16 protein-coding genes are annotated in these 22,781 nt (G+C 47.5%); 8 read left to right on the forward strand and 8 right to left on the reverse strand.

The window, feature by feature from the left end; translation table 11 throughout:
• From NTX75_14890 to NTX75_14900, 3 genes are all read left to right on the forward strand, one after another.
• Positions 1 to 270 (forward strand): hypothetical protein (locus NTX75_14890; protein MCX5817502.1); only part of this gene is annotated, 270 nt, incomplete at its 5' end.
• A gap of 284 nt (positions 271 to 554) precedes the next feature.
• Positions 555 to 4,118, forward strand: coding sequence for an autotransporter domain-containing protein (locus NTX75_14895; protein MCX5817503.1), 3,564 nt, complete (start codon positions 555 to 557; stop codon positions 4,116 to 4,118).
• 217 nt (positions 4,119 to 4,335) lie between these two features.
• The gene (locus tag NTX75_14900; GenBank protein MCX5817504.1) at positions 4,336 to 7,506 is read left to right on the forward strand and encodes a PDZ domain-containing protein; all 3,171 of its coding nucleotides are present in this window, start codon (positions 4,336 to 4,338) and stop codon (positions 7,504 to 7,506) included.
• Positions 7,507 to 7,525: 19 nt separating this feature from the next.
• Here NTX75_14900 and NTX75_14905 read toward each other — a convergent pair whose 3' ends face one another.
• Positions 7,526 to 8,293, reverse strand: coding sequence for a hypothetical protein (locus NTX75_14905; protein MCX5817505.1), 768 nt, complete (start codon positions 8,291 to 8,293; stop codon positions 7,526 to 7,528).
• A gap of 873 nt (positions 8,294 to 9,166) precedes the next feature.
• Here NTX75_14905 and NTX75_14910 point away from each other — a divergent pair.
• The gene (locus NTX75_14910; protein MCX5817506.1) at positions 9,167 to 9,622 is read left to right on the forward strand and encodes a universal stress protein; all 456 of its coding nucleotides are present in this window, start codon (positions 9,167 to 9,169) and stop codon (positions 9,620 to 9,622) included.
• 70 nt (positions 9,623 to 9,692) lie between these two features.
• Here the strand turns inward: NTX75_14910 and radA are convergent, their stop codons facing one another.
• The 7 genes from radA to NTX75_14945 form a co-directional block, all read right to left on the reverse strand.
• Positions 9,693 to 11,036 carry a DNA repair protein RadA gene (gene radA, locus NTX75_14915; GenBank protein MCX5817507.1) on the reverse strand — a complete coding sequence of 448 codons (1,344 nt, stop codon included), beginning with the start codon at positions 11,034 to 11,036 and terminating at the stop codon, positions 9,693 to 9,695.
• On the reverse strand, positions 11,036 to 11,830 hold the full coding sequence (locus tag NTX75_14920; protein ID MCX5817508.1) for a sugar phosphate isomerase/epimerase: 795 nt from the start codon (positions 11,828 to 11,830) through the stop codon (positions 11,036 to 11,038). The genes radA and NTX75_14920 overlap by 1 nt, the downstream gene beginning before the upstream one ends.
• Entirely contained in the window at positions 11,827 to 13,068 is a 1,242-nt protein-coding gene (locus NTX75_14925; GenBank protein MCX5817509.1) for a Xaa-Pro peptidase family protein, read from the reverse strand. The genes NTX75_14920 and NTX75_14925 overlap by 4 nt, the downstream gene beginning before the upstream one ends.
• A complete protein-coding gene (locus NTX75_14930; GenBank protein MCX5817510.1) occupies positions 13,013 to 13,783 on the reverse strand; it encodes an enoyl-CoA hydratase/isomerase family protein in 771 nt (256 codons plus the stop codon). The genes NTX75_14925 and NTX75_14930 overlap by 56 nt, the downstream gene beginning before the upstream one ends.
• A gap of 145 nt (positions 13,784 to 13,928) precedes the next feature.
• Positions 13,929 to 15,077 carry a 6-oxocyclohex-1-ene-1-carbonyl-CoA hydratase gene (oah, locus tag NTX75_14935; protein ID MCX5817511.1) on the reverse strand — a complete coding sequence of 383 codons (1,149 nt, stop codon included), beginning with the start codon at positions 15,075 to 15,077 and terminating at the stop codon, positions 13,929 to 13,931.
• Positions 15,078 to 15,107: 30 nt separating this feature from the next.
• Complete coding sequence (had, locus tag NTX75_14940) at positions 15,108 to 16,217, reverse strand: 6-hydroxycyclohex-1-ene-1-carbonyl-CoA dehydrogenase (GenBank protein MCX5817512.1); 1,110 nt, start codon at positions 16,215 to 16,217, stop codon at positions 15,108 to 15,110.
• Between the two features lie 49 nt (positions 16,218 to 16,266).
• Positions 16,267 to 17,019: a 3-oxoacyl-ACP reductase FabG gene (locus tag NTX75_14945; protein ID MCX5817513.1), complete on the reverse strand. Its 753-nt coding sequence runs from the start codon at positions 17,017 to 17,019 to the stop codon at positions 16,267 to 16,269.
• A 1,179-nt stretch (positions 17,020 to 18,198) separates the two neighbouring features.
• Here NTX75_14945 and NTX75_14950 point away from each other — a divergent pair.
• The 4 genes from NTX75_14950 to fdhD are packed head-to-tail and all read left to right on the forward strand — an operon-like array spanning position 18,199 to position 22,725.
• A complete protein-coding gene (locus tag NTX75_14950; protein ID MCX5817514.1) occupies positions 18,199 to 20,187 on the forward strand; it encodes an aldehyde dehydrogenase in 1,989 nt (662 codons plus the stop codon).
• Positions 20,174 to 20,716 (forward strand): (4Fe-4S)-binding protein, encoded by a 543-nt coding sequence (locus NTX75_14955; protein ID MCX5817515.1) that lies wholly within the window; start codon positions 20,174 to 20,176, stop codon positions 20,714 to 20,716. The genes NTX75_14950 and NTX75_14955 overlap by 14 nt, the downstream gene beginning before the upstream one ends.
• 35 nt (positions 20,717 to 20,751) lie before the next feature.
• The gene (locus NTX75_14960) at positions 20,752 to 21,909 is read left to right on the forward strand and encodes a (Fe-S)-binding protein (GenBank protein MCX5817516.1); all 1,158 of its coding nucleotides are present in this window, start codon (positions 20,752 to 20,754) and stop codon (positions 21,907 to 21,909) included.
• A gap of 18 nt (positions 21,910 to 21,927) precedes the next feature.
• Positions 21,928 to 22,725, forward strand: coding sequence for a formate dehydrogenase accessory sulfurtransferase FdhD (gene fdhD, locus NTX75_14965; protein ID MCX5817517.1), 798 nt, complete (start codon positions 21,928 to 21,930; stop codon positions 22,723 to 22,725).
• Positions 22,726 to 22,781 lie beyond the last annotated feature (56 nt).

A 22,781-nucleotide genomic window follows, 5' to 3' on the forward strand; every position in this document is an offset into this window, starting at 1 on the left:
CCTGTAACCAATGCCACCCTGAACAATCTACTTACAGCATACAAGAAGGTCAAACCGGAGCCGGGCAAAACGAAGCTCATACCTATGACAAAACAGATTGCCAACTTGCGATCCGTAGAGTCAAGCATTGAGACGGGCATTGCAAAATACACAAAGCCTGACCTTCAGACGCTTCTTGATGAGCTGCGGGTTTTCTGTGCTTTAGTGGAACTGCGGATACCGATAGCCCCGGAACCTGCGCCGGAGAAGAAAAAGCCACCACAGGTGTAAGCAGGCGAGAAGAACCGAACCGGCGAGACGGCGTATCGGCGAAACGGCGATGAAGGCAGTGAAAGGAGCGTAGAGCGTAGAGCGGGTAGCCGCAGGCCTGTCCTGCCAAGAACTCTGTTTCCGTTGCTGTTGAGCGCTCCTTCCTGAAGTCCACAGTTTCACAGAAAAGCAGTTTATGCTGTGTTTCAAATGGCATTCAACGTCCAAGTAGGTATCGGTTTTTAACCATAATATTCGGTACGTTCGTATTGACTGTTTGCTTTTGTTTTGCTATTCATAATTGTATGCTGAAAAGCAAATTCCTGTCAGTTGCCATGAATACCACGAAGATATTTTTGTTTTTCTGCCTGGTAGTGTTTTTTCCTGTCAGCGTTCTTTGTCAGGGTACCCCCTTCTATCCGAACGATCCTTATTTTTTTTATAATGCAACAGAAAGGCCCGGTTTTCCCGGCCAGTGGCACCTGGTGAACCAGGGACCTGCCAGCATCAGTTTTTACTCGGTTTCCAACAAGACAACTACGCAGATGATCAACGGAGGTATAGACGCCGGCCTGCGGCAGGCCTGGAGCCTTGGTTACACGGGTTATGGGGTCACAATCGGCATCGTTGACAGTGGCGTTGACGGCTCCAATTATGACATTGTCCCCGGATATCGTGCAAATCTCAGTAAAAATTTCAGCGATAATACGACCGTTGCGAATGCCTCCCAAGGGCCTCAGTCCATCAAGGATAATCATGGGACGTCTGTGGCAGGGGTAGCGGCTGCCAGGGGAGGCAACAGTATCGGCGGGACAGGGGCCGCTCCCTATGCCGGCATTGCCGGTCTGAGGATAAACCTTGAAAATAATGAAGAGATTGGCGGTAAAACCGTCTGTCCTGCTGGCGATCCGTGCGTATCCGACACGAATTATCAAGATGCCTATTACTGGAAGAGCGGTGTGAATCCCACCACCGGGGTCATTGAGGGAACCCCGGAGATCCAGATCAAGAACCACAGCTACGGCAATACCTCCACCTTCAGTGACCAGACCGATAGTGTGACCCTGGCTTTGAAGCGCACTGCCGTGAACGGTGTTATCCATGTTTTTGCCGCGGGAAACAATCGTGATAAAAAAGCTGAGGACGCAAACAAGGATGCCGACCATAATAACTCCAGCGTCATCACAGTCGCTGCTCTGGGAAGCGACGGGAAGTTTGCCAACTACAGCAGCTACGGTTCAAGCGTCTTTGTTACGGCGCCGTCAAACCGCAGCGATTATACCGGTTTCGGGATCACCACAACAGACCGCACCGGGGAAGGGCTGGGATATAACCGCTATTCCCCATCAAATACTTCGGGCGATGCGGATGATCTTTTCCCTGATACCAGTTACGCAAGCATGTTCGGCGGCACATCGTCGGCAGCCCCTCTTGTTTCGGGCATCATGGCCCTGGGGAAGGAGGCCAACCCGGAGATGGATGTAAGGATGGCCAAGCACGCCCTCGTCAAGACCAGCACCGTTGTGGACCCCAACGATGCCTCTGACAGCAGCAGCGGCGGATGGAGGACAAACGGGGCAGGGAACAAATTCAACCCCAACTATGGCTTCGGCAACATCAACGCCGGCGCCTTCGTCCAGAAGGTAAAAAGCGTGGCCTATATAACGGAACAGACCTCCATCACAAAGAGTTTGACCTTCAGTACCCCCATCCCGGACAACGACCCCAACGGGGTAAGCAAGACCTTCAGCATCACCGCGACGGAGGCCAAGCAGCCCCTCGAGGGCGTGGAAGTGGGGCTTACCTTCACCCATGAAAGAATAGGGGACCTCACCGCAAAGATTGAATCGCCCACCGGGATGCAAAGCCGGATATTATACTCAACGAGTCACCTTGCTTCTGGCCAGCAGGACACTGCATCCGTCACAAATGGCAGTTGGACTTTCCTTACCAACGCTTTCTGGGGCGAGAACAGTACCGGTGTCTGGACGCTCAACCTGGCCGACATCGTGGCAGACAAGACAGGTACCTGGCTCGCCTACAACGTAACCCTCCTCATGGGGGATATGGTCCTACTCACACCGGGCACTATGACCCAGAGCACAGACATCAACGCCCAGTCCCTTACTGTTGCAAACTCCACCACCTACCAGATACCGACGGGCATGATCTTCCGTGTCCGCAACAACGTTTTAGTGGACGGCGGCACCCTCACGGTCAACGGACAGATCACCGAGGCTCCTGGTTACCAAAGCACGTTCAGTCTCGTGTCGGGAACGGTGGGAGGCTCCGGCACCATCACCGCGTCCCGGGGATTTATTAATAGCGGGGGTACAGTAAGCCCCGGCAATTCTATCGGTACCCTCACCATCAACGGCAATTACACTCAAGCCGCAAGTGGAAAATTGAGTATTGAAGCATCGGCAACAGGCAATGACCGTCTTACAATAAATGGCTCGGCCAACCCTGGCGGCAGTCTCGAAGTCCTATGGGTAGACGGATATATCCCGGCGGCGCGGAGTACATTCACCTTTCTCACTGCCTCAGGAGGGGTAAACGGAACGTTTGCCCAGTACAACAAATATTATATTACCCCTACCCTCACATTTCTGCCCAAATATGATATCCCCAACCAGGTATACCTCATGGTAGAAAGAGACTACACCAACCAGACCCTCCTCCCCTACCTCACTGCGAACCAGAGGGCGGTAGGCTCCATGCTCAATTCCGTGGGGAATACAGCAACAGGGGATCTCGATACGGTCTTAACCGTCCTTGATGGCCTCCCCGCATACGGACAAACAGCGTCTGCTCTTGATCAGCTTGCCCCAAAAGGCAGTGATGCCCAATCCGGCATGGGGATCAGCAGCGCCTCCTTCCAGACAGGGAACCTCTCTGAACGCTTAAGCGATCTGAGGCACGGGATACGGGGCATGAGTCTCAACGGACTGTACTTCAAACACGGCAATGGAAAACCGGTAATGCTTGCCGATATAAACCCCGACCTCACCGGTATGCTTCCCTCGGGGGTAGATGAAAGATGGGGCTTCTTCGTAAAGGGCAATGCCGTCTACGGGGATCAGAAAGACACACCGGATGCAACAGGGTATAACTTCACCAGCATGGGTGTCACCATGGGCTCCGACTACCACTTTTCCAAAAGCTTTATCGCCGGTCTCATGCTGGGGCTCAACACCTCCAGGGCCAATGTGGACAATACGGGCAGCAAGGTGAAGATGGACGGCTATACCCTGGGAGCCTACGGGACCTACTACAAAAAGAACTTCTACATGGACGGCAGCATAAGCTACGGCTTCGCCAACTACGACAATACCCGCCGCATCGTCTTCCCCGGACTTGACCGTACCGCCACGGCATCCCCTAACGGCAATCAGCTTACCGCTTACACAGGCACAGGCTACGACATCCGCAAAAACAACTGGATCATCACCCCGAACGTGTCCTTCCAGTATGTCAAGCTTGGTATTGACAGCTATACCGAGAGGGGTGCAGGCGCCTTGAGCCTCGATGTGGATAAACAGAATACCGAATCCCTCCAGGGGAATATAGGGGCCAGGGTGTCCTATACCTGGCAGACCGATAAGGCAGTCATCATGCCGGGTATCCGCGCCTCCTACGGATATGAGTTTTCACGGGACAGCCAGAACGTTACTTCACGTCTCGCCCAGGGGAGCTCACCTTTCAGTATCCAGACCATGTCCCCTGACAGGAACTTTCTCTCCCTCGGTGCAGGGATTACCGCCTTTACCGTCCGCGATATGTCTGTCTACATAAACTATGATGTCCAGATCGGTGAGAACAAGTATGTAGCCCAAAGCGTGAATGCAGGGCTGAGGGTGGGGTTTTAGGAATCTGGAAGGTTGGAGGTTTTTTGCACTCAGGATGTTGTTTATAAAACTAATGCTGCTTCCTTGAAATCCCCAGATCATCAACCTCTGCAAAAATGCAGGACTCCAATCCGTAATAAACATCATTCACACCCAACGACAAACATCGACACTACACCACACATTTTGTGGCCAAGATTTCCTTGACATACAAGACCGAAATTTTTATAGTTCAACTATGCAAAAGCAATATCTTATCAAGCGCATATTGTTGCTGGCGGTAATTATACTCACAGTAAGTGCGGGTGGCATTCATGCCTCTGATATCCCGAAATATACCACAGAATGGGGCTTTTACGGTACCATTACAGAGGGCAACGGCATGCTCGTGTCGCAGGTAACTCCGAAATCGGCGGCGGCGGATGCCGGCTTGCAATCCGGTGATATTATCATCGCTATGAATGGTGTTGCTGTGAAAAGTTTTTCAGCCTTTGCCAGGAGGCCGCCCTATGTTCCGGTCAAGTTGCTTGTCAGGCGGCAAGATACAGAAATCGAACGGACAATCCTACCCCGGGGCTTGGTAAAACTTGAGGTATTAGACCTTAAACAAAAGTTCACCATTCCTGGGGTGCCCGCCCACGAAAACCCATCTGCCGTTTCTGCCATCGACGCACTGGATTACATCAACGTGCTCGATCAGGTAGTGCTGGATCCCAAGTCGGGGCAGATTACCATTATCGGCCATTATGACAAAGATTATGACACCGGAGTAATACCTTTCCTTGATCTGTTAAAGACTGCCCTGGTTTATCCCGCACCAGTACTCAACCTAAAACCTACCCCGGATACTAAAAAAGAGTTTATAGAGATTGGACTTAGGAAAGAATATGCCACCTTTGAACAAATGATTGCAGCCGTACGGGGTCATCCTGAACTGGAAAGAGACCGACAGCTAATGATTAAAGAGATGTCTAAGGCATATGGCCTTACACCGGATGAGTACGTGGCCTGGTATAATTATGTCAAGCTTGATAAAAACAAGGAAATCTTTCCGCCGTCGCCTATCCGCGGCATTCAGGTTAAAGTCTTTTCCAAACTCGGCTATAGCGAAGTTGCCAAGGCATTAGAACTCTCTTTTCAAAACACGCCGGATGCCGCTATTAAAGCCCTGCAGGTGCTGGGCCGTAGCGACGAGGCTCGCACCATTCTCAACCAGAACAGCGCCAATAGTGATATGATGGTTGGTGCCTTGATGGGTGCTACATATCTCGCCATTCTCAAAGATACCAAGTTAGCTTCACCGGAACAGTTGGCCACACTTCATGATAGATACATCGCGCAGAGCATGACCTGGCAGACCGTTCTCAAAACGGCCCAGAATTTCCTCATGCCCTATCAACCAAAAAACAGTAAACCCAACATTATGAATGAGGCATTTAACAGAATAACCCTTTCCACTCCCGCAATGCTGCTTCTTGAAAGAGTACATCCCGGTTACTCCTACATTGAGCCTATTAATCTGGATAAAAATTCCCAACTGGCAAGAATCATGTACGAGGCAGACTACGCGCTCAAAAGTATAAGCGTAATGCCGGAACTGTTCCAAAACATTCCCGGTAGCCGCACCAAGATGGAATACGGGATTGAGAATAGATTGATGGACGGCGAAAAAAGACAATTTTTACATGTTTGGCTCGAACCCAAGATGGTTCAAATGACAGTCTCTCCGGAACGCACGGTGGTTGCCTTCGTCTCTTCGCAAATGCTGTTTAGCGCGGGGGACGACGCCGATTACTGGAATCTTCCCCCTGATAAAGAACTTAATCATGAATACGATGCCTGGTGCGCACAAGTCATGAACCATTATGACGCCTATGCCCGCATCATACCAGCCTTTCACAAAGTCAGGGAAGCGGCCAAGATTATAGCTCTGGCCAAATGGATAATTGCCGAGAAAATACCACTTGACCTGAGAACCGTAACCCAGGAAAAATGGGATATGCCCGACAAGGTGCCGATTTTCTGGGTTCTGATGCAGTCCTACTTTCAGCCCAAAGGTAAAGCAGACTACGTGGGACAGATTGATCGAATGGCGAATGGCGGCATATCCTTCGAAAGATCAAACTGGACCCGGATGACGCCGTCCACCATAAGCGAAACCAGGGTAGCCGACCAACTCACACTGAGCGCCGGTCTCGGGCAAAAAGCGGTGAAGGCCCTCAAGGACGGCGACATGGAACAAGCCCGGTATCTTGCCGAGCTGAGCGCCCAGGCGATGAGCGGTGGCCTGTCGAGGGCCAACTTGGCGAAGCTGAACATCGTCGTGCCGGAGGCCAAGCCGGTGCCGGTTTCACCGGCCAATGTCCAGTTACAGAAAGAGGTAATTAAAAAGACCCACCAACTGATCGTAACCTTGGGCCAGGACCCATCGTCTATAGGAACGGCAACCTCCACCCTGGCTCAACTGAATAGACTCTATGACCAGGTGCGGGATAACCCGGCAGCGGCCAGCGATTACCTGCTGCAACTGCAGACAGGCAAGCTTCCTCCTACTGTGACGGCACAGACGACGGCAGCTAAACCGCCAACTGATACGGTCTGCGGCGAAAGCTCCTTGGGAGCGACAACACTGTCAGCCGAACGTGAAGAGTATCTGACCAAAAAAATGAACGAGGCGCAAGACCGGCTGAGACACATTAACGAGGCGCTGAAGAAGCTTGTCGCTATCAACGTCGCACAGCAAGCAGAGATCAACAAGCTGACGGCGGAGATTACGGAGCAATACAAAAAGGCTCAGGACCGGGCCTGGGACGTGGTCTTTGACCTGTTGACCAGCGTATCGCTGGATGCCTTTGGGGCTGAGCAGGTAAAGCGGGTGAAGGGTATCGAGGATGCCATCACGGGCAAGATCGCCCTGAAGACAACGCCGCTGAATGCGGCTGCCCTGCAGAAGGTCGAGGAAGAGATTAAACTGCTGCAGTCGACGAAATTCCGCTTGGAGGAAGCCTATTCCTCCACCGATAATCTGATCGCTCTTTTTAAGGGGGTCAGCTACGCTAATAATATCGACGACTGGCAGCGAAAGAACCAGAGTGCCTGGGAGCGGGCTAAGACCAGTCTGGCGTTACTCGGCAATCTTGCGCTTGACCACCCGGCTCTGGAAAAATGGCTGGGCAAAAAGGCCTTCTTTGCAGGCGAGAAATTGTGGCAAGTGGCGGCGATGGGCAAAATGGCCTATTACGCCTGGGGGTTCTACATGGACATTCTTACCCAGATAGCAATCTGGGAGCCGATGACCGCAAATCTCCAGAACAACCTTAACTACAACACCCAAGCGATGGAGTCCCTCAGACAGAAGGCGGCAAAGACCTACCGGGAAATCGGCTGCATCGAAGAAAAGCTGCGGTAGTCAGTATTTACCGGCAAGATTACAGTTGCTGGCCGGAGTCATACTTCCCATCTTTCCATTGACCTTCATAGATCACTTTGCCGTTGGACTCTTTTAAAATACCGTAGCCATTTAAATTATCATTACGCAAATCCCCTTCATATATGGCACCCTTGGGGAATTTCAATATCCCCTTGCCGTTCATCATGCCTTTCTTCCAGTCGCCATTGTAGGTCTGACCATTAGGCCATTTCATTACGCCTTTCCCGTCGTGTTGGCCGGCTTTCCATTCGCCCTCGTAAATCTGACCATTAGCTTCTTTCATTATGCCCTTGCCTTCCACCTGGTCGGCTTTATAGTCGCCCTCGTAAATCTGACCATTTGACCATTTTGTTATGCCCTTGCCTTCGCGTTTACCAGCCTTATAATCGCCGTTGTAGGAAATGCCATGTGACCACTTCATGGTGACTTTACCTTCCAGCAGTCCGGCGACCATCTCTGCTTCGCCCCAGTACTTCCAGTCTTTGCCGTCTTTATCCCGGACGGTCAGTGTGAGAGTGCCTTTTCCCTCGGCTTTGCCGTCAACCACCGAACCGGACCAACTTGCCGCACTCAAGGTAAAGTAGGAGTCCCAGCCTATCTTGCAACCGGTGGCTGGGTCAGACACCCAACTTTCCGCCGCCCGGGCAGTAGCGCTGGCGGAGATAATCAACAAACAGACCAATAAAAATATTACCGTTAGTCTAATCGACTTCATGTGCACACCTCCATTTTTTAAAATAACTGATAAGTATTTGCTTTTCATCATGCCACGCTCCTATCAAGGCCAGGGTTACCCTTCCTCTGGTCCATTGACTGTTTCTTTTGTAAAATTGTAACGTTAACAAGAAGAAAAATCAAGGGTTGTACGAGTTGCAAACATTTTCGACATTGACCCATTTTCTATAAGGAAAGCATGCAAAACCGGGGGAGGCGCTGAAAGCCGGCTATTCTATTTTGCCAGATTCATTTCATTTTGCCGCGATGTGTTTAAAAAACCTCCTTTTTCCAACACCGGCAATCTCACAAACCGCCCCCGGTTGTGCATGCTTTCCTACTCCAAATATTGATCTTATCCTAATGGACATCAACATGGGAAAGGGCATGGATGGTACCTATACGGCAGGGATTATTCTGAAGGAGAGAGACGTCCCCATCCTTTTCCTTTCCAGCTATACACAGCACGACGTAGTGGGGTAACCCCAACATTCGTGCAACCAGGGGAAAATTGATTAAAAAAATTGTTATCGTCAGATCTTACATAGGTTTTCTGTTCCGTTGCTACTCAGACTCCGACAGGTAGCAGACATCACAAATGAATTGAACAAGGTTTCTTGTGGTAATTCTTAATATTTAATAAAAGTCAAATCATTGACGTGTAGGTGGAGTTATTACGTATAGTAATTTGAAATATTCACTTTTTATTACATTGAGGACCTGCCGGAGGATGTTGTTGACACAGTGTCAACAACATCATAAATATCTGTAAAGTCAATACGGACGCTGTTTAACACGATTTCACTTTTAAAACTCCCTGATGAGATTCGGAATTCAGGATTTAGTGCTTTTGTCAAAAAAACGTTTGACTAAAAAACAAATAACATATATAAAAACCTATACTATATTTATAAGGGGGCGCATCATGTTTAAAAAAATACTCTATCCAATAGATTTTTCTGAGTATACAGAGGAGATTACCAACTACGCGGTTAGTATTGCAAAAAAATATAGCTCTGAACTCCACTTGCTTCACATCATACCCAATTTAAATTATTTTACTCCCTATGAATCTTTCCTGACCCCGGAAAACCTTATTGCCATCGAACGAAATATCGAGAAGGAGATAGAAAAGGATTTTAATAAGGTAATCAAAAAGATAGATGTTCCAGTCAAAAAGATTATCAAGACAGGGGTCACTTTTGTTGAGATAATTGACTATATCAAAGAAGTGGGTATCGACCTTGTGGTTATGGGGACACACGGGAGAAGCGGCATTGAACATATCCTCATAGGTAGTGTTGCTGAAAAGGTGGTAAGAAAATCTCCCTGTCCGGTCCTTACAGTAAGGCCGAAGGACTTGGTATTCCATATGCCATAGTAGCCTCTGGCAATGAAGAATTAAGAATGAATAATTGTGAATGAAGGGCTTAATGCGATGTATGCTTTAATCAATTCTTCATTGCCAATTCTTCATTCTTAATTAATTTTTCATGCAGTTCCTTAACATTTCTGAGTGGAATAATTTTCATCCCATCAACCCCTTCGACTCCATTCGGACAGAATATTCTATTGATGCCGAGTCTTTCACATTCCTTTAACCGGAGTTCCATGTTCACAACCTTCCTTACTTCGCCGGTTAAGCCTATCTCCCCGAAGAGACAGGTATTTTTTCCAATATTTATATCTTTGTAACTGGAAAGGATAGAGGCAGCTACAGCAAGATCTATCGCAGTTTCGTTGACCTTCATCCCCCCCGTTACATTCACATATACATCCCTGTCAAAAAAAGGTTTTCCCAATACCTTTTCAAGGATTGCGATGATTATGAACAACCTGTTACTGTCGTATCCGAGGGATATCCTTTTAGGGATGGAAAAGTTCGTCTTCGGCGTTATTGCCTGTACCTCAAGGATTATCGGCCGTGAACCCGTTATATAGGGAAACAGAGTACTGCCGGAACCTATATTGCTGCGCTCTGAAACAAAAAACTGTGAAGGATTCTCGACGCTTATGAGCCCTTGCTTGCTCATCTGAAATATGCCTACTTCATCAACGGGTCCGAAGCGATTTTTAATGGCCCTTAACAGCCTGTACGGAAGCATTTTATCACCTTCAAAATAGAGAACAGTGTCAACCATATGTTCGAGGATCTTGGGGCCTGCAATAACCCCCTCTTTGGTCACATGTCCTATAAAAATATGTGCCATATCGGCCCTTTTCATCTCCATGATCAGCCTTGAAGAGACATCTTTTATCTGACCGATGCTGCCCGGAAGCATGGGGAGACTCGTATTGTAGGTAGATTGGATAGAGTCAATCACAACAAGATTGTAAGGAGTTTCCCTTATGGCATGAAGAATATCCTCCAGGCGGTTTGAAGTAAGCATGGAGAAGGGCTTTTGTAAATTTAACCGTTTTTTCCTTAATGAAAGCTGTTTTAAAGACTCCTCTCCCGAAATATACAGCACATTATGCCCAAGCTCGACCATCTTTGAGGCGATCTCAAAGCAAAGGGTTGTCTTACCGATACCCGGGTCTCCTCCGAGAAGTATCGAGGAACCAGACACCAGTCCTCCCCCGAGAACCCTGTCCATCTCTGTCATGCCCAATACAATTTTTTCCTCAATAAAATCTTCATCGTTGATAATCAACGGTTTTTCATGAACCTGGGTCTCTTCTTTTTCAACCTTATACTCTTTTATTGTGTCCCAGCCTGAGCACCTCGGACACTTTCCCATCCATTTATGTGTTTCATATCCGCATGCATCACAGGCGAAAACCGTTTTTTTCATTACTGTTCCATCCCGAGGTTCATCTTTAAAAACGCCAATTGATATTTCATGACTTTGACCAGCCATTCGCGCGTCCTGGGCAATTCGCCGGGAGATACCTCAAGGGTAATCATTCCGTCATAGCCCAACCTCATCATTGTACTCAAAAGCTTTGCAATCGGCAATTCCCCACTTCCCAAAAACAGATGGCTTCCGGAGTTACCATAATCGCTGATATGCACGTTCTTCAATCTGCCTGTCTTGAAAACTGTCAAAAATGCTGCAATCACATCGCCGCCAAAGGTAGCACAGTGTGTGGTGTCAAAGGTGAAATAGAGATTCTTCCTGACACCAAATTCTACCAGGTCTCTATAGTCGTTTAAAACATAAGGGGCAAGCATCAATCTTTTTCCTGAAAGGGGCATATTTTCGATGGTAAGCGCCATATTTTCACAACCGAGCTCTTTTTGAAAGTCTTTAATTTTTTTAAACCATTTGAAAAATTGCAACTCCATGTTAAACCATGAAGGCGGATGAAAATTGACCACTTCTATATGCAATTGCCTGGCAATCTCCAGTGTCTGCAGAAGGGCATTTATCTTATTTCCCCAGGACACCATCTTCATAAACGGTGCGTGGATAGAATAAACAGGGAGGACCTGGAGGCATTCTTTTACGGTATCTATGTAATCTTTTTTATTGAAATGTGTGTTTATTACCAGATCGCAGCCATCAAAGCCTGCTTCTCCGGCAAGATTGAAAATATCATTTATCGGCAGATAGTAAAGGCAACCCGTGGAAAAAAGGATTTTCATACAATGACGATATTTTCATCAATATCGGTAAGCACCCTGTAACAACCGTTCTCCATGAGGATAGTATTTTCGATACCGCAGGCGCCTTTTTTCGGGAACACCATCTTTGGTTCTATCGCAAAAACCATACCCTCTTCTATGGGGTACGTGTGGTTGGCGGAAATGAAGGGGAATTCGGCAAGCTCAATTCCGATACCGTGGGCAAGAAACCGCACTTTGTGAGGCTTGTAACCGAGAAATACATCTCCGTAACCCATGTTATCTGCAAGTTTTTTCGAATATTCGAAAAGTTCTTTACTGATCATGCCTTCAAGCGCCTTATCGAGCACCCTGTAATGGATCTCTTTGCATGCATCGTATGCCTTCACAAAAAGTTCAGGCATGGACTGAATGGCATACATCCTTGTCTGATCAACCTGATAACCGTGATAGCAGATACCGAAGTCAATAAGTATGGGTTCATTTTTTTTAATCTTCTTCATGCTTGCCCCCACCGGAAAGGCCGGTGAAAGCCCCAGACCTCCCATGGGTGAATCCGACTGGCTTACGATACTTCCCGTATGCCCGCTTATGACATGCCATGAATATGCCTCATAATTCAAAGACCTTACACGCAGTAAGCCTTCATGTCCCAACTTTTTCGCATATGCTTCCAGGAGACCGCCAAGCTCAATCTCAGTCATACCCTCTTTCAGTACCTCAGGCACCAGTTGATAGACCTTCTTCTGTATCGCAGCCGCCCCTTCCATTAATCCTATCTCGAAGGGCGATTTTATCTTCCTTATTTCCTTTGTAAGGGGTGAGACATTTATAATCTCCGTATCCCCTATGATGTCCATGAATTTGATGACATCATTGTACGGCATCACATCAAGCTGCAACCCCACCCGTTTCATCGGTTTTATATGTGGCTTGATATCCTTGGCTGAACGCATGGGGACAATCTGTCGTATAGGTGATTCCCTCCGTGCCCTGGAGATTTCCCGTTTTACAAATAAGATGGGCTCCCCCTCGAGGGGAATAAAGATAAGGGAATCCTGCATCGTCCCTGAAAGATAATAATAATCTATTTTATAGTGAAAAAAGGCCCCGTCAATAGAGGCCTTTTCCATTAATATCTTTAACTTCGCTATTCTGTTTTCTATTTCTTTTTTTGGAACGTAAAGCATAACCTGTCCCGCTTTATTTATCTTTCCAAACGGGTTTTCTTTTTTCCATAAAGGCAGCGATACCTTCATTGGCGTCCTCTGTCTTCATGCAGCCATCAAGATACAGTATTTCTGAGGCCTTAAGCGCTTCCATGAAGTCAACATTAAGGCTTGCCTTGATAGCGCGCTTCGTCCACATGGCGACGGGCCTGCTTTGCTTCAGGAAGTCGGCGAGGAATTTATCCACGCCTTCTTTGAAACCCTCTACCGGCAGGACAACATTAACGAGACCCATTGCCTCGGCTTCTTTTGCGTTGATAATCTTCCCGGTGAGGAGAAGTTCATATGTCTTTTTGAGCCCTATAATCTTGACAAACCAGGCCGCCGCAACCGGAGGAAAAACACCGACAGCGATCTCGGGCTGTCCTATCCTCGACTTCTCCGATGCAATCACTATATCGCAGAAAGCCATAAGCTCACATCCGCCTCCAAGAGACCTGCCGTTCACAACTGCAACGGTCGTTACATCCATTTCGGACATGAGCCGGAACATCCGGTGAAAGACTTCAATCATATCGTTCACTTTGTCCGGCGTGTGATCCGCTACATCCACACCGTCGCAGAACGCCTTTTCGCCGGCATGGTCAAAAATCAAAAGCTGTACCGAAGAATCCTTCTTTACCTCAACCAACACCTCATTAATCTCTCTCATCATTAAAATGGTAAGCCAGTTTGAAGGCGGTGCATTCAAGGTGATCCGTGCTACTTTGTCCTTTTTTTCATAAGCAATATAATTAAAACCCATGGTAATCCTCCCTTCATGAGCGTATAGCATTTAGCGTATATAGCATTTAGAAAAAAATCTTTAAACTCTACGCTATGCGCTCAACGCTCAACGCTGGTAAAATAAAAAAAAGGGGGGACAAGCCCCCCTAAAGTTTGTGCTATCCTTACTTCGCCTGCGGTTTGCCGAGCACTTCGCCGAAGTATGCTTCGTTGTTCAGCGCGCCCTTTGCGATGAGCTGACGGTTCTTAATAAAGTCGATCGTATCCACACCGGTGATCTTCTTGGTACTGAATGCGCCGAAACCAAGGAAGGCCTCGCCCATCATGTTTGTTGCCAGCCAGTATCTGTGGTCGTTCTTGATCTGATCCCAGAAGAATTTCTTTTTCTGTCTGATACCGTCAATGGACTTATTCAAGCATCCGGGGAAGAGGTTCGCGAAAATCCAGATAACCCTGTCAACCTCTGCATCGAGAGCCGAAAAATCGTATTTGTTGTTTTTCAGTTGCTCGTTTACCCATGCCCGTGCATCTTTGGCTTCCTGACCCGACTTGTTTTCGCCGTACACGATCGCGCCGTCTTTTACGTATGTATCGGTGATGACCTGCGGGTTCCTGACCCAGTTGCCCTTGTCATCTTTCAGGACAGGGATTGCCTTGGAGATGAGGTTTTTGGCCTTCATCTTGTATGCCGAGAACATTTCGCAGCTTACGCAGCTCCACATTGCATCCTCAGCGCTTAAGAACCAGGGGAGAAAGTCAGAGGAACCGCCCACAGGGGCTGAACCGTGACGGGGACCTGCCTGACCGAAGATTGCGAGGTCAGACGAAATGGCGATATCACATGCAAGACCGATTTCCTGGCCGCCGGCTACCCTCATACCGTTTACACGGCAGATAACCGGTTTCTTGCACATAAGGATGGAGTCTACCATGTTGTTAAAAAGTTCCATATATGAGCCGTATTCTTCCGGGCGCATACTATAATATTCTGAATACTCTTTCGTATTGCCGCCGGTACAGAAGGCGTTGGGGCCCGTGCCGGTAAAAACTACGGCAACTACTTCGCGGTCTGTGGAAGCATTCTCAAAACCGGCGATGACACCTTTTACCATCTCTGTGGTATAGGAATTATACTGGGCCGGGTTATTGAGTGTGATCCATGCATTGTAAAGACCCGGTATTACGTTGCCCTTCGGGTCTTTCAGGGGTCTTTTTTCATACACTGTACATGGAGCTTCCGTACCCCACCATTCTTTTCCATGTCTGCTGTGGTCCTTTAATCCGTTTTCTCTTGGCATCCATTCTAAACCCATACTTTCCTCCTCTTAATGTTTTGTTTTTAATTAAAAATCGGGTGTTAACACCACTCTTTTTGCAGGAGAACCTGCTTTGTGAATCTCTTCAAATGTTGCTGCGATTGTGCTCATCGGCCGCACTTCAACAAATGGGTCGATTTTGATCTTCTTTGAGAGGACCATATCGAGCACGATCGGGTAATACTCAGGCAGGCAACCCCATGTTCCGATTACCTCTGCATCAAAAGCCATCAGTTTTGAGAACATGTATTCGCTTTTTGCCATTCCGAAGCCGACGAGTATCAGCTTTCCAACAAAGGAGAGCAGGTCAAGTGCGAGTTCCTGGCCGGCCTTTGAACCTGTTACTTCAAAGATCTTCCAGCCTGTATTGGCAAGACCGTTAGCCTTGCAGTAGGCTCTCCATTCGCCCACGACCGTTTTATTGTCTTTATCTACCGTGCTGATTACTGCATCGCATCCATATTCGAGCGCCCTCTGGAGTTTTTCAGGGTTTCTGGCGATACCGATAACAGTTTTTGCGCCGAGTGCCTTTGCGGTCTGAGCCATATATACACCCACACCACCGGTTGCACCGAGTATGATTACATTGTCGCCAGGCTGCAGGTCTGCTCTTTTGCATGCCTGATACGGGGTTGTCGCTGCATCTGCAACAACTGCAAGCTGTTCAAGGGCATAGCCCTTTTTGTCCTGAACCAGACAAAGGTCGACTGAAGGGACAACGATATGACTGGCAAATCCACCAAATACACCAATCGAGTTGCCGGGCATTTTCTGGGCAAGGCACCTGTTGCCTCTTCCTGTTTTGCAGAGGATACATTTTCTGCATGGCATGACTGCGGGGATAATAACCTCTTTTCCTACCCAGGCAGGATCACCTGCGATAACCGTTCCGGCAATCTCGTGACCGAGTGCCAGAGGGGGCTTGCTGACGGTTGGAACACCATCAAAGAAATAGCCAAGGTCTGTATGACACACACCACAGCCGGCGATTTCCACTAATACTTCGCCCTCTTTCAGTTCCGGTACAGGAATTTCTGCCATGGCAAGTTTGCCGGGCGTTTTTTCCTTTGTCTCTCTGTTAAATACTGTCGGTTGAACCATCTGCCACTGTTTAATTGTTTTTGGTACTTCAGCCATTACAACACCTCCTTAATATATTTGAAACTGAATATCACCTTCCTACTTCTTACGTCATTCCATAACCACCGTCTACTGGCAGGACTTGTCCTGTAATATACCGTGAGTCATCTGAAGCAAAAAATACGAAGGCTGGTGAAACGTCTTCCGGTTCTGCATACCTTCCAAGAAGGATTCTTTTTGTATAAATTTCTCTTAATTTTTCATCATTTTGAAGTGTAGAAGTCATCTCTGTTGTAACAATGCCGAGAGAAATTACATTGGCAGTCACATTGTACTTTGCAAGCTCTCTGGCGGCTGATTTTGTCAGGGTAACAACCCCGCCTTTTGCCGCTGCGTAATTTATCTGGCCGATTGTGCCAACCATGCCGGCAACAGAAGTTACATTGACAATCCTTCCGTAATTCTGCTGCATAAAATATTTTGATGCCGCCTTAATACAAAGCCATGGACCTCTCATCTGTACATTGACCACCTCGTCCCAGGTAGCCACGCTCAATTTATGCAGCATGCCGGGTTTTGAAATACCCGCATTGTTGATGAGTATATGAATTGAACCAAAATTTTCAACACAGGTGTCGATGATTTTCTGTGCGTCCGCTTCCTGACCCACATCGCCCTTCACCGCAACCGCTTTTCTTCCCATAGCAGTGATCATCCCGACCACTTCATCGGCTGCTTTCTGGTTCCCTGCATAGTTCACGACAACATTGGCCCCCTCTTTTGCGAATTCCAGGCTTATAGCCCTGCCGACGCCCCTTCCGCCGCCTGTGACTACAGCATTTTTGCCCTCTAATTTCATAGTCACCTCTCCTTAATTTTTTAATTGTGAAAATTTTAGTAAACAAAATATTATATGTTAATAGGGATTTATGTCAAGACAAAAAGACATTTCCCATCAAAATTCTAAGAACGTTTTATACCGTCAATACAGTTGCGAGCATTTGTCCTGACTTATAAAAGCAATCCGGTTTCTTCCCTGCTCTTTTGCATTATACTATGGTGGCGTTCTTTCAAACAGGGTAACGCTCGATACCTGTAACATCAGTGTAATACAATAAATTTAAAATAAATTTCACTTGACAAATAAAAAGGCTACTATACAATTATTTTATAGTCACATTATAACTACTTTATAACCATATACTACTAATAACGAAGACAGGGAGGAGGAGGTGTGCTCAAAAAAACGGGAAGCAACTGGAGAGCCGAAAAATACTCTCAACGAAGGGCCCAAAAAAGATTTTAAGTAAAGTAAAGTTCGAAGTCTATGGAGAAGAAATGCTTGAGATCCAGGAGTCTATAACAAAAAGGAAAATAGCAAAGATATGAACTCAGACTATTGAGGCGCATCTCAAAAAACAGAATGTCGTCGGGTTTGTTGCCGAGGATGAAGACGAAGTAGTGGGTTTTATCATCGGGGAGACAAAGGGACCAGGATATTTATACTGCTGTGCGCTGGGACGCCGTTGATATGCTGTCCTTTTTTAAATCCATCGGATTTGATCGGTCCGAATTCATTAACCTTGCGAAGCGCTTGGAATGGTTGTAAAATTTTTTCACAAGATAGTGAAGAGACTTGACAAAAAAATTTCAAATCAAGGAGAATGGTTAAATGTCTGCATATCGCTTGACACAACCACGGGCGCAGTTCACAACGGGAGCGCATTATGCGGAAGACCTTGTAAGACGAAAGGGGATAATTATCGTTTACAAAAAGGGTGCAAAAAACATGAACAAACTGATACATAGAGGGGTCAAAAAATGAGGTATGCAGAGACAGGGTTTAATTTAGAAATTGATCTATCCCGTTCAACTTTTTTTTCTTGACAAACTGTGCCTGCGTGATATATTTAACATTGTTAAATAATTCACATACGTAGTATGTGGAACAAGTAATGGGATTTTAGAAGAGATTAATTATCGTTTACAGCAGAGGTGCAAAAAACATGAACAAACTGATATATAGAGGGGTCAAAAAATGAGGTACGGAGAGACAGGATTTAATTTAGAAATTGATTTATCACGAGGAAACATTGAGAGGGTAGAAACTGACCCAAAATTAACAGAACTTTATCTTGGGGGTCTCGGTACGAACGCCAAGATATTATGGGATAGGGTTCCCCCTGAAACTGACCCTTTTTCACCTGATAACCTCCTTATATTCAGCACCGGTCTTTTATGCGGTACACCTGCTCCCGGTGCTAATCGTACCATTGTTACTACCTATTCTCCTCAGACTTTGTTAATGGCATATTCAATGATGGGGGGATTCTGGGCACCGGAATTGAAGTATGCCGGTTATGACAAGGTAATCTTTCGCGGCAAGTCCCCCAATCTGGTGTATGTGTGGATAAACAATGACAAAGTAGAAATACGTGATGCCTCTCATTTGCAGGGTAAAGGTGCTGTTGAAACTCAAGAACTTATTCGGCAGGAGTTGAAGGAGCCGAACGCCCAGGTGGCCGCTATCGGCCTGGCCGGTGAAAACAGGGTATATATGGCATCCATCGAGCAGGGCCGCTCCAGTTCCAGCCGGCTCGGAGTAGGCGCCGTTATGGGAGACAAAGGGATAAAGGCGATAGCTGTTCGTGGAACAAAGGACATCAATCTTGCCCGACCGGATGAATTTATGAAGCTTTGCAACGAAGTGCTGAAATATATAAAAGACCGGGAAGATAAGCCGGTTCCGGGGGTAATGCCCATTTTAGCGGGGCTTGGGTCACCTCAAGAGATGAAACACATTGATGAGAAGTGGCACACCGAAAATTTCTCCTGGGGAAATTCCCGCGTTCGTAGAAAAGATTTCTGGACCAAGGAAATCGAAGAGAAGTGGAAGGAGATTCAATTAAGCACGCGGACGCGGTTAATAAGCTGCTATAACTGTCCGATGAAATGCGGGGCCATAATTTCCGTCCCGGGAATTTCGGTCTACATGATGAAATGCTTCTCAAAACTTACTTATACAATGGCGGCCTTTGTAGACGACCTGGAGTTTGGTTTTAGGATCGCGCAACGTGCTACGGAGTATGGAGTGGACGGATTCTCAACCCCACAAACTATGGCCTTCGGCTTCGAGCTTTTGGAAGCCGGCATTTTGACTGACGAGGACTTCGCAGGGACGTCTGCTTATGAAGCATGCCCGTCCGATAACGAGGGGAAATTTTACTGGTTACTTGACAGAATTGTCCGGCGGGAAGGAATAGGAGATATTCTGGCCAATGGCACCCATTGGGCGGCCCAACAGATCGGTAAGGGCGCAGAAGCATTTGCTCATAATAACATTAAGAAACATGAGCAGCTCCCTCTCAAGCTTGGAATGCTGAATCCCATTTATTTCCTTATGTATTCTACCGGTGAGAAGATAAACATTACCCAGATTGAAGGGCAGTTTCCCCAGTCACCTTTTCCTACAATGGAGGAAAGAGAAGACTTTGTAAAAGATTGGATACATGTTCCTGATGAAAAGTTTAAGCAATATTTGCTGGACTGGGAAATGCGCGGAGAACACTCAAATCCATATTACCCGACTGTTGAAATGAGTTGTGACATTGTTGACTGGCAAGAGATGATACACTACATCGATGACGCCCTCGGGGTGTGCGCCGGTTTGTCGTCATTCCCCTTAAAGCCTCCCTATCATATACACAATTACCCGCATTTTATCTCATCAGCGACGGGGATCGATATGGATGAAGAGAAACTAACGGAAATATACAGAAGGAACCGAACTTTACTCAGAGCCATTAATGTAAGAAGAGGCTTGAGGAGAGTTGATGAGAAGCCACCTGAAGATCATTGGAAAAAGAGATTTCCCGAGCTTGAAGAAAAGCTCTTAGATGCGTATTACAAATTTAAGGGGTGGAATAACGACGGTATTCCTACAAAAGAGTCTTTACAGGAATTGGATTTGGCTTACGTTGCCGAAGACTTTGAACAGAGAGGGATTATAAAAAATGAGCAAGGTTAAGAAGAAAATCAAAACAATCAAGGTCGATCTTGATAAATGCAATGGTTGCCGGGCATGTGAGGTAGTCTGCTCCGCCTTTCACGCTGCGCCGAAATATAGCAGCAATAATCCGGCGAGGTCTCGTATCCGGATGATTCGCGATCCAATAAGAGACGTATATGTTCCTGTATACGCGGGTGAGTATACGGCAGCCGAATGTATGGGCAGAGACAAATATATCATTGACGGAAAGGAATACAACGAGTGCGGCTTTTGCAGGGCTTCATGCCCATCCAGGGACGCTTTCAAAGAACCCGATTCCGGTCTTCCTCTAAAATGCGATATGTGTGAAGACGATCCACCACGAGAAAAACCCTTATGTGTTGAGTGGTGCCTTAACGATGCCCTGATCTACGAAGAAAGGGAAGAGGAAGTCGAAGAAGAAGAAGTGAAGCCGGGCGACATAGATGTAGGATTGGAATCAATGGTAAACAAATATGGATTGCAGAAGGTAATAGATACCGTTGCCCGGATGTCAAAGAAGGGCTGAAACATTAAGGCGAAAGAAGAGGTTGGAAAAAGATAATGGAGACTTTACCCTTAGAACCCTTTAAAGTTGTAATAGATGGCATAAAAGAGGCAGGTGGAGACGCCTTCAAATTCTGCTATCAATGCGGAAAATGTGAGACTGTTTGCCCGTGGAACCGGGTACGGAAATTCTTTGTGCGCAAAATTGTCAATCAGGCAAAATTCGGTGTGGTTCCTTTCGAATCCGAAGACATATGGCTCTGTGCCACCTGCGGGAGATGCCCTCAGCGGTGCCCCAGAGGTGTAGAAATAATCGATGTGATGAGGGCTATGCGCAGGCTGTTGGTGCCGGACGGTGTCGTTCCTGCGAGCATCCCCAGTCTTCGCAGTACAATGACAAACATTGCCAGTGTAGGCAATCCCTGGGGACAGGAACCGAATGACCGGGCAAACTGGGCGAAAGATCTGGGGGTAAAGGAGTTCGACGAGAATACTGAGGTGCTCTATTTCCCCTGCTGCTATCCCAGCTACGACCCGAGATTAAAGAAGGTAGCGCAAGCCACGGCCACTATCCTCAATAAGGCGGGGGTAAATTTCGGGATACTGGGTTCCAAGGAGATGTGCTGTGGCGAGAGTGTACGCAAAGCAGGCAATGAGGCATTATTCAAACGCCTCGCCAGGGAAAACATAAAAACATTTATCGATAGTGGAGTGAAAAAGATCGTTGCTTCTTCCCCCCATTGCTATCATACCTTCAAAAACGAGTATTCCGAATTCAGAGCCAACTTTGAGGTGGTCCATATCTCCCAATATATATTCGAGCTGATCAATGAGGGAAGGCTTACACTCACCAAAGAGTACGCAAAAAAAGTCACGTATCATGATCCATGTTACCTGGGTCGACATAATGGCATATATGACGAACCCCGAGAGATCTTAAAGAAGATATCCGGCCTGGAACTGACCGAGATGGCTGAAGCGCGGGAAGATAGCCTCTGTTGCGGCATGGGAGGAGGCAGAGCCTGGATGGAAACCGAAAAAGCTGAACGATTCTCCAACCTCAGAGTAGAACAGGCTGTCGGGGTCGGAGCTCAAGTGCTCGCCACTTTCTGCCCCTACTGCGTCTCCGCTCTTGAGGATAGCAAGCTTGTCACGAATCATGCCGACGACATAGAGGTGAAGGACATCACGGAGATTCTCCAAGAAGTGATTTAGAGGATGAAGAATCGAAACATGCAAGAAGCGATTGACATATCGGATCTGAAGGGTACCGTAGCTGACGCAGTCTGCAATCGCTTTTCCGAGGAGGGGTGGGTCAGGACTTCTGTTCACGTGCCTCTCGAAAGGGAGCTTACGGTCTATGTCAATCTCCGGGAACTGGTCACTATCCTGTGTACTCCAACCAAGCTTAATTACCTTGTCCTCGGATTCCTGTACTCAGAGGGAATCATCTCAGGTATGGGCGACGTGATGATGATGCGGGTCTGTGAAGAGGAATCGGAAGTCGATGTGAGGCTCTCCAACCCCGAGCTTGAATTGCCAACGAAGCGGAGACTCACCTCCGGGTGCGGTGGCGGTGCAACCTTCACAACTCAGGGACAGAGGGTTGATTCGGGTCTTGTCGTTACACCTTTGGAAGCGCTGTCACTGATGAGGCAGCTTCAAGAGCAGATGGATCTCTATCAGCTTAGTGGCGGCGTGCACGCCTCGGCCCTGGCCGATACGAAGAACCTGCTGGTAGTGGCTGAGGATATCGGACGACATAACACCCTGGACAAGATCCAGGGCGAATGTCTGTTCAGGGGACTATCAACCAGAGATCGATTGTTATTGAGTACCGGTCGCATTTCGTCGGAGATGTTGCTCAAGGCGGCAAGGATGCAGGTCCCGGTTGTTGTTTCGCGACACTCGCCGACGGGGACCGCCATTTTGCTTGCCAGCGATCTGGGTATTGCCCTGGTTGGCCGTGCACGTGGGAACCGCCTGTCGGTGTATTCTCACCCAGAGCGACTTGGCTGCTCAACAAATTAAGTACGGCTTACGCAGCCGAACCCGGACACTACGGGAACATAGAACCTTATGAGGGG

The sequence above is a fragment of the Pseudomonadota bacterium genome (genome assembly GCA_026388315.1).
Classification (GTDB): Bacteria; Desulfobacterota; Syntrophorhabdia; order Syntrophorhabdales; family Syntrophorhabdaceae; genus MWEV01.

Coding starts and splice junctions, on each gene's coding strand:
- NTX75_14925 (MCX5817509.1), bottom strand. CDS start 13,068: ATGAAGGTATCGCTGCCTTTATGGAAAAAAGAAAACCCGTTTGGAAAG.
- NTX75_14920 (MCX5817508.1), bottom strand. CDS start 11,830: ATGAAAATCCTTTTTTCCACGGGTTGCCTTTACTATCTGCCGATAAAT.
- NTX75_14950 (MCX5817514.1), top strand. CDS start 18,199: ATGAGGTACGGAGAGACAGGATTTAATTTAGAAATTGATTTATCACGA.
- NTX75_14960 (MCX5817516.1), top strand. CDS start 20,752: ATGGAGACTTTACCCTTAGAACCCTTTAAAGTTGTAATAGATGGCATA.
- fdhD (MCX5817517.1), top strand. CDS start 21,928: ATGCAAGAAGCGATTGACATATCGGATCTGAAGGGTACCGTAGCTGAC.
- NTX75_14955 (MCX5817515.1), top strand. CDS start 20,174: ATGAGCAAGGTTAAGAAGAAAATCAAAACAATCAAGGTCGATCTTGAT.
- NTX75_14930 (MCX5817510.1), bottom strand. CDS start 13,783: ATGGGTTTTAATTATATTGCTTATGAAAAAAAGGACAAAGTAGCACGG.
- NTX75_14895 (MCX5817503.1), top strand. CDS start 555: ATGCTGAAAAGCAAATTCCTGTCAGTTGCCATGAATACCACGAAGATA.
- had (MCX5817512.1), bottom strand. CDS start 16,217: ATGGCTGAAGTACCAAAAACAATTAAACAGTGGCAGATGGTTCAACCG.
- radA (MCX5817507.1), bottom strand. CDS start 11,036: ATGAAAAAAACGGTTTTCGCCTGTGATGCATGCGGATATGAAACACAT.
- NTX75_14905 (MCX5817505.1), bottom strand. CDS start 8,293: ATGATGAAAAGCAAATACTTATCAGTTATTTTAAAAAATGGAGGTGTG.
- NTX75_14910 (MCX5817506.1), top strand. CDS start 9,167: ATGTTTAAAAAAATACTCTATCCAATAGATTTTTCTGAGTATACAGAG.
- oah (MCX5817511.1), bottom strand. CDS start 15,077: ATGGGTTTAGAATGGATGCCAAGAGAAAACGGATTAAAGGACCACAGC.
- NTX75_14945 (MCX5817513.1), bottom strand. CDS start 17,019: ATGAAATTAGAGGGCAAAAATGCTGTAGTCACAGGCGGCGGAAGGGGC.
- NTX75_14900 (MCX5817504.1), top strand. CDS start 4,336: ATGCAAAAGCAATATCTTATCAAGCGCATATTGTTGCTGGCGGTAATT.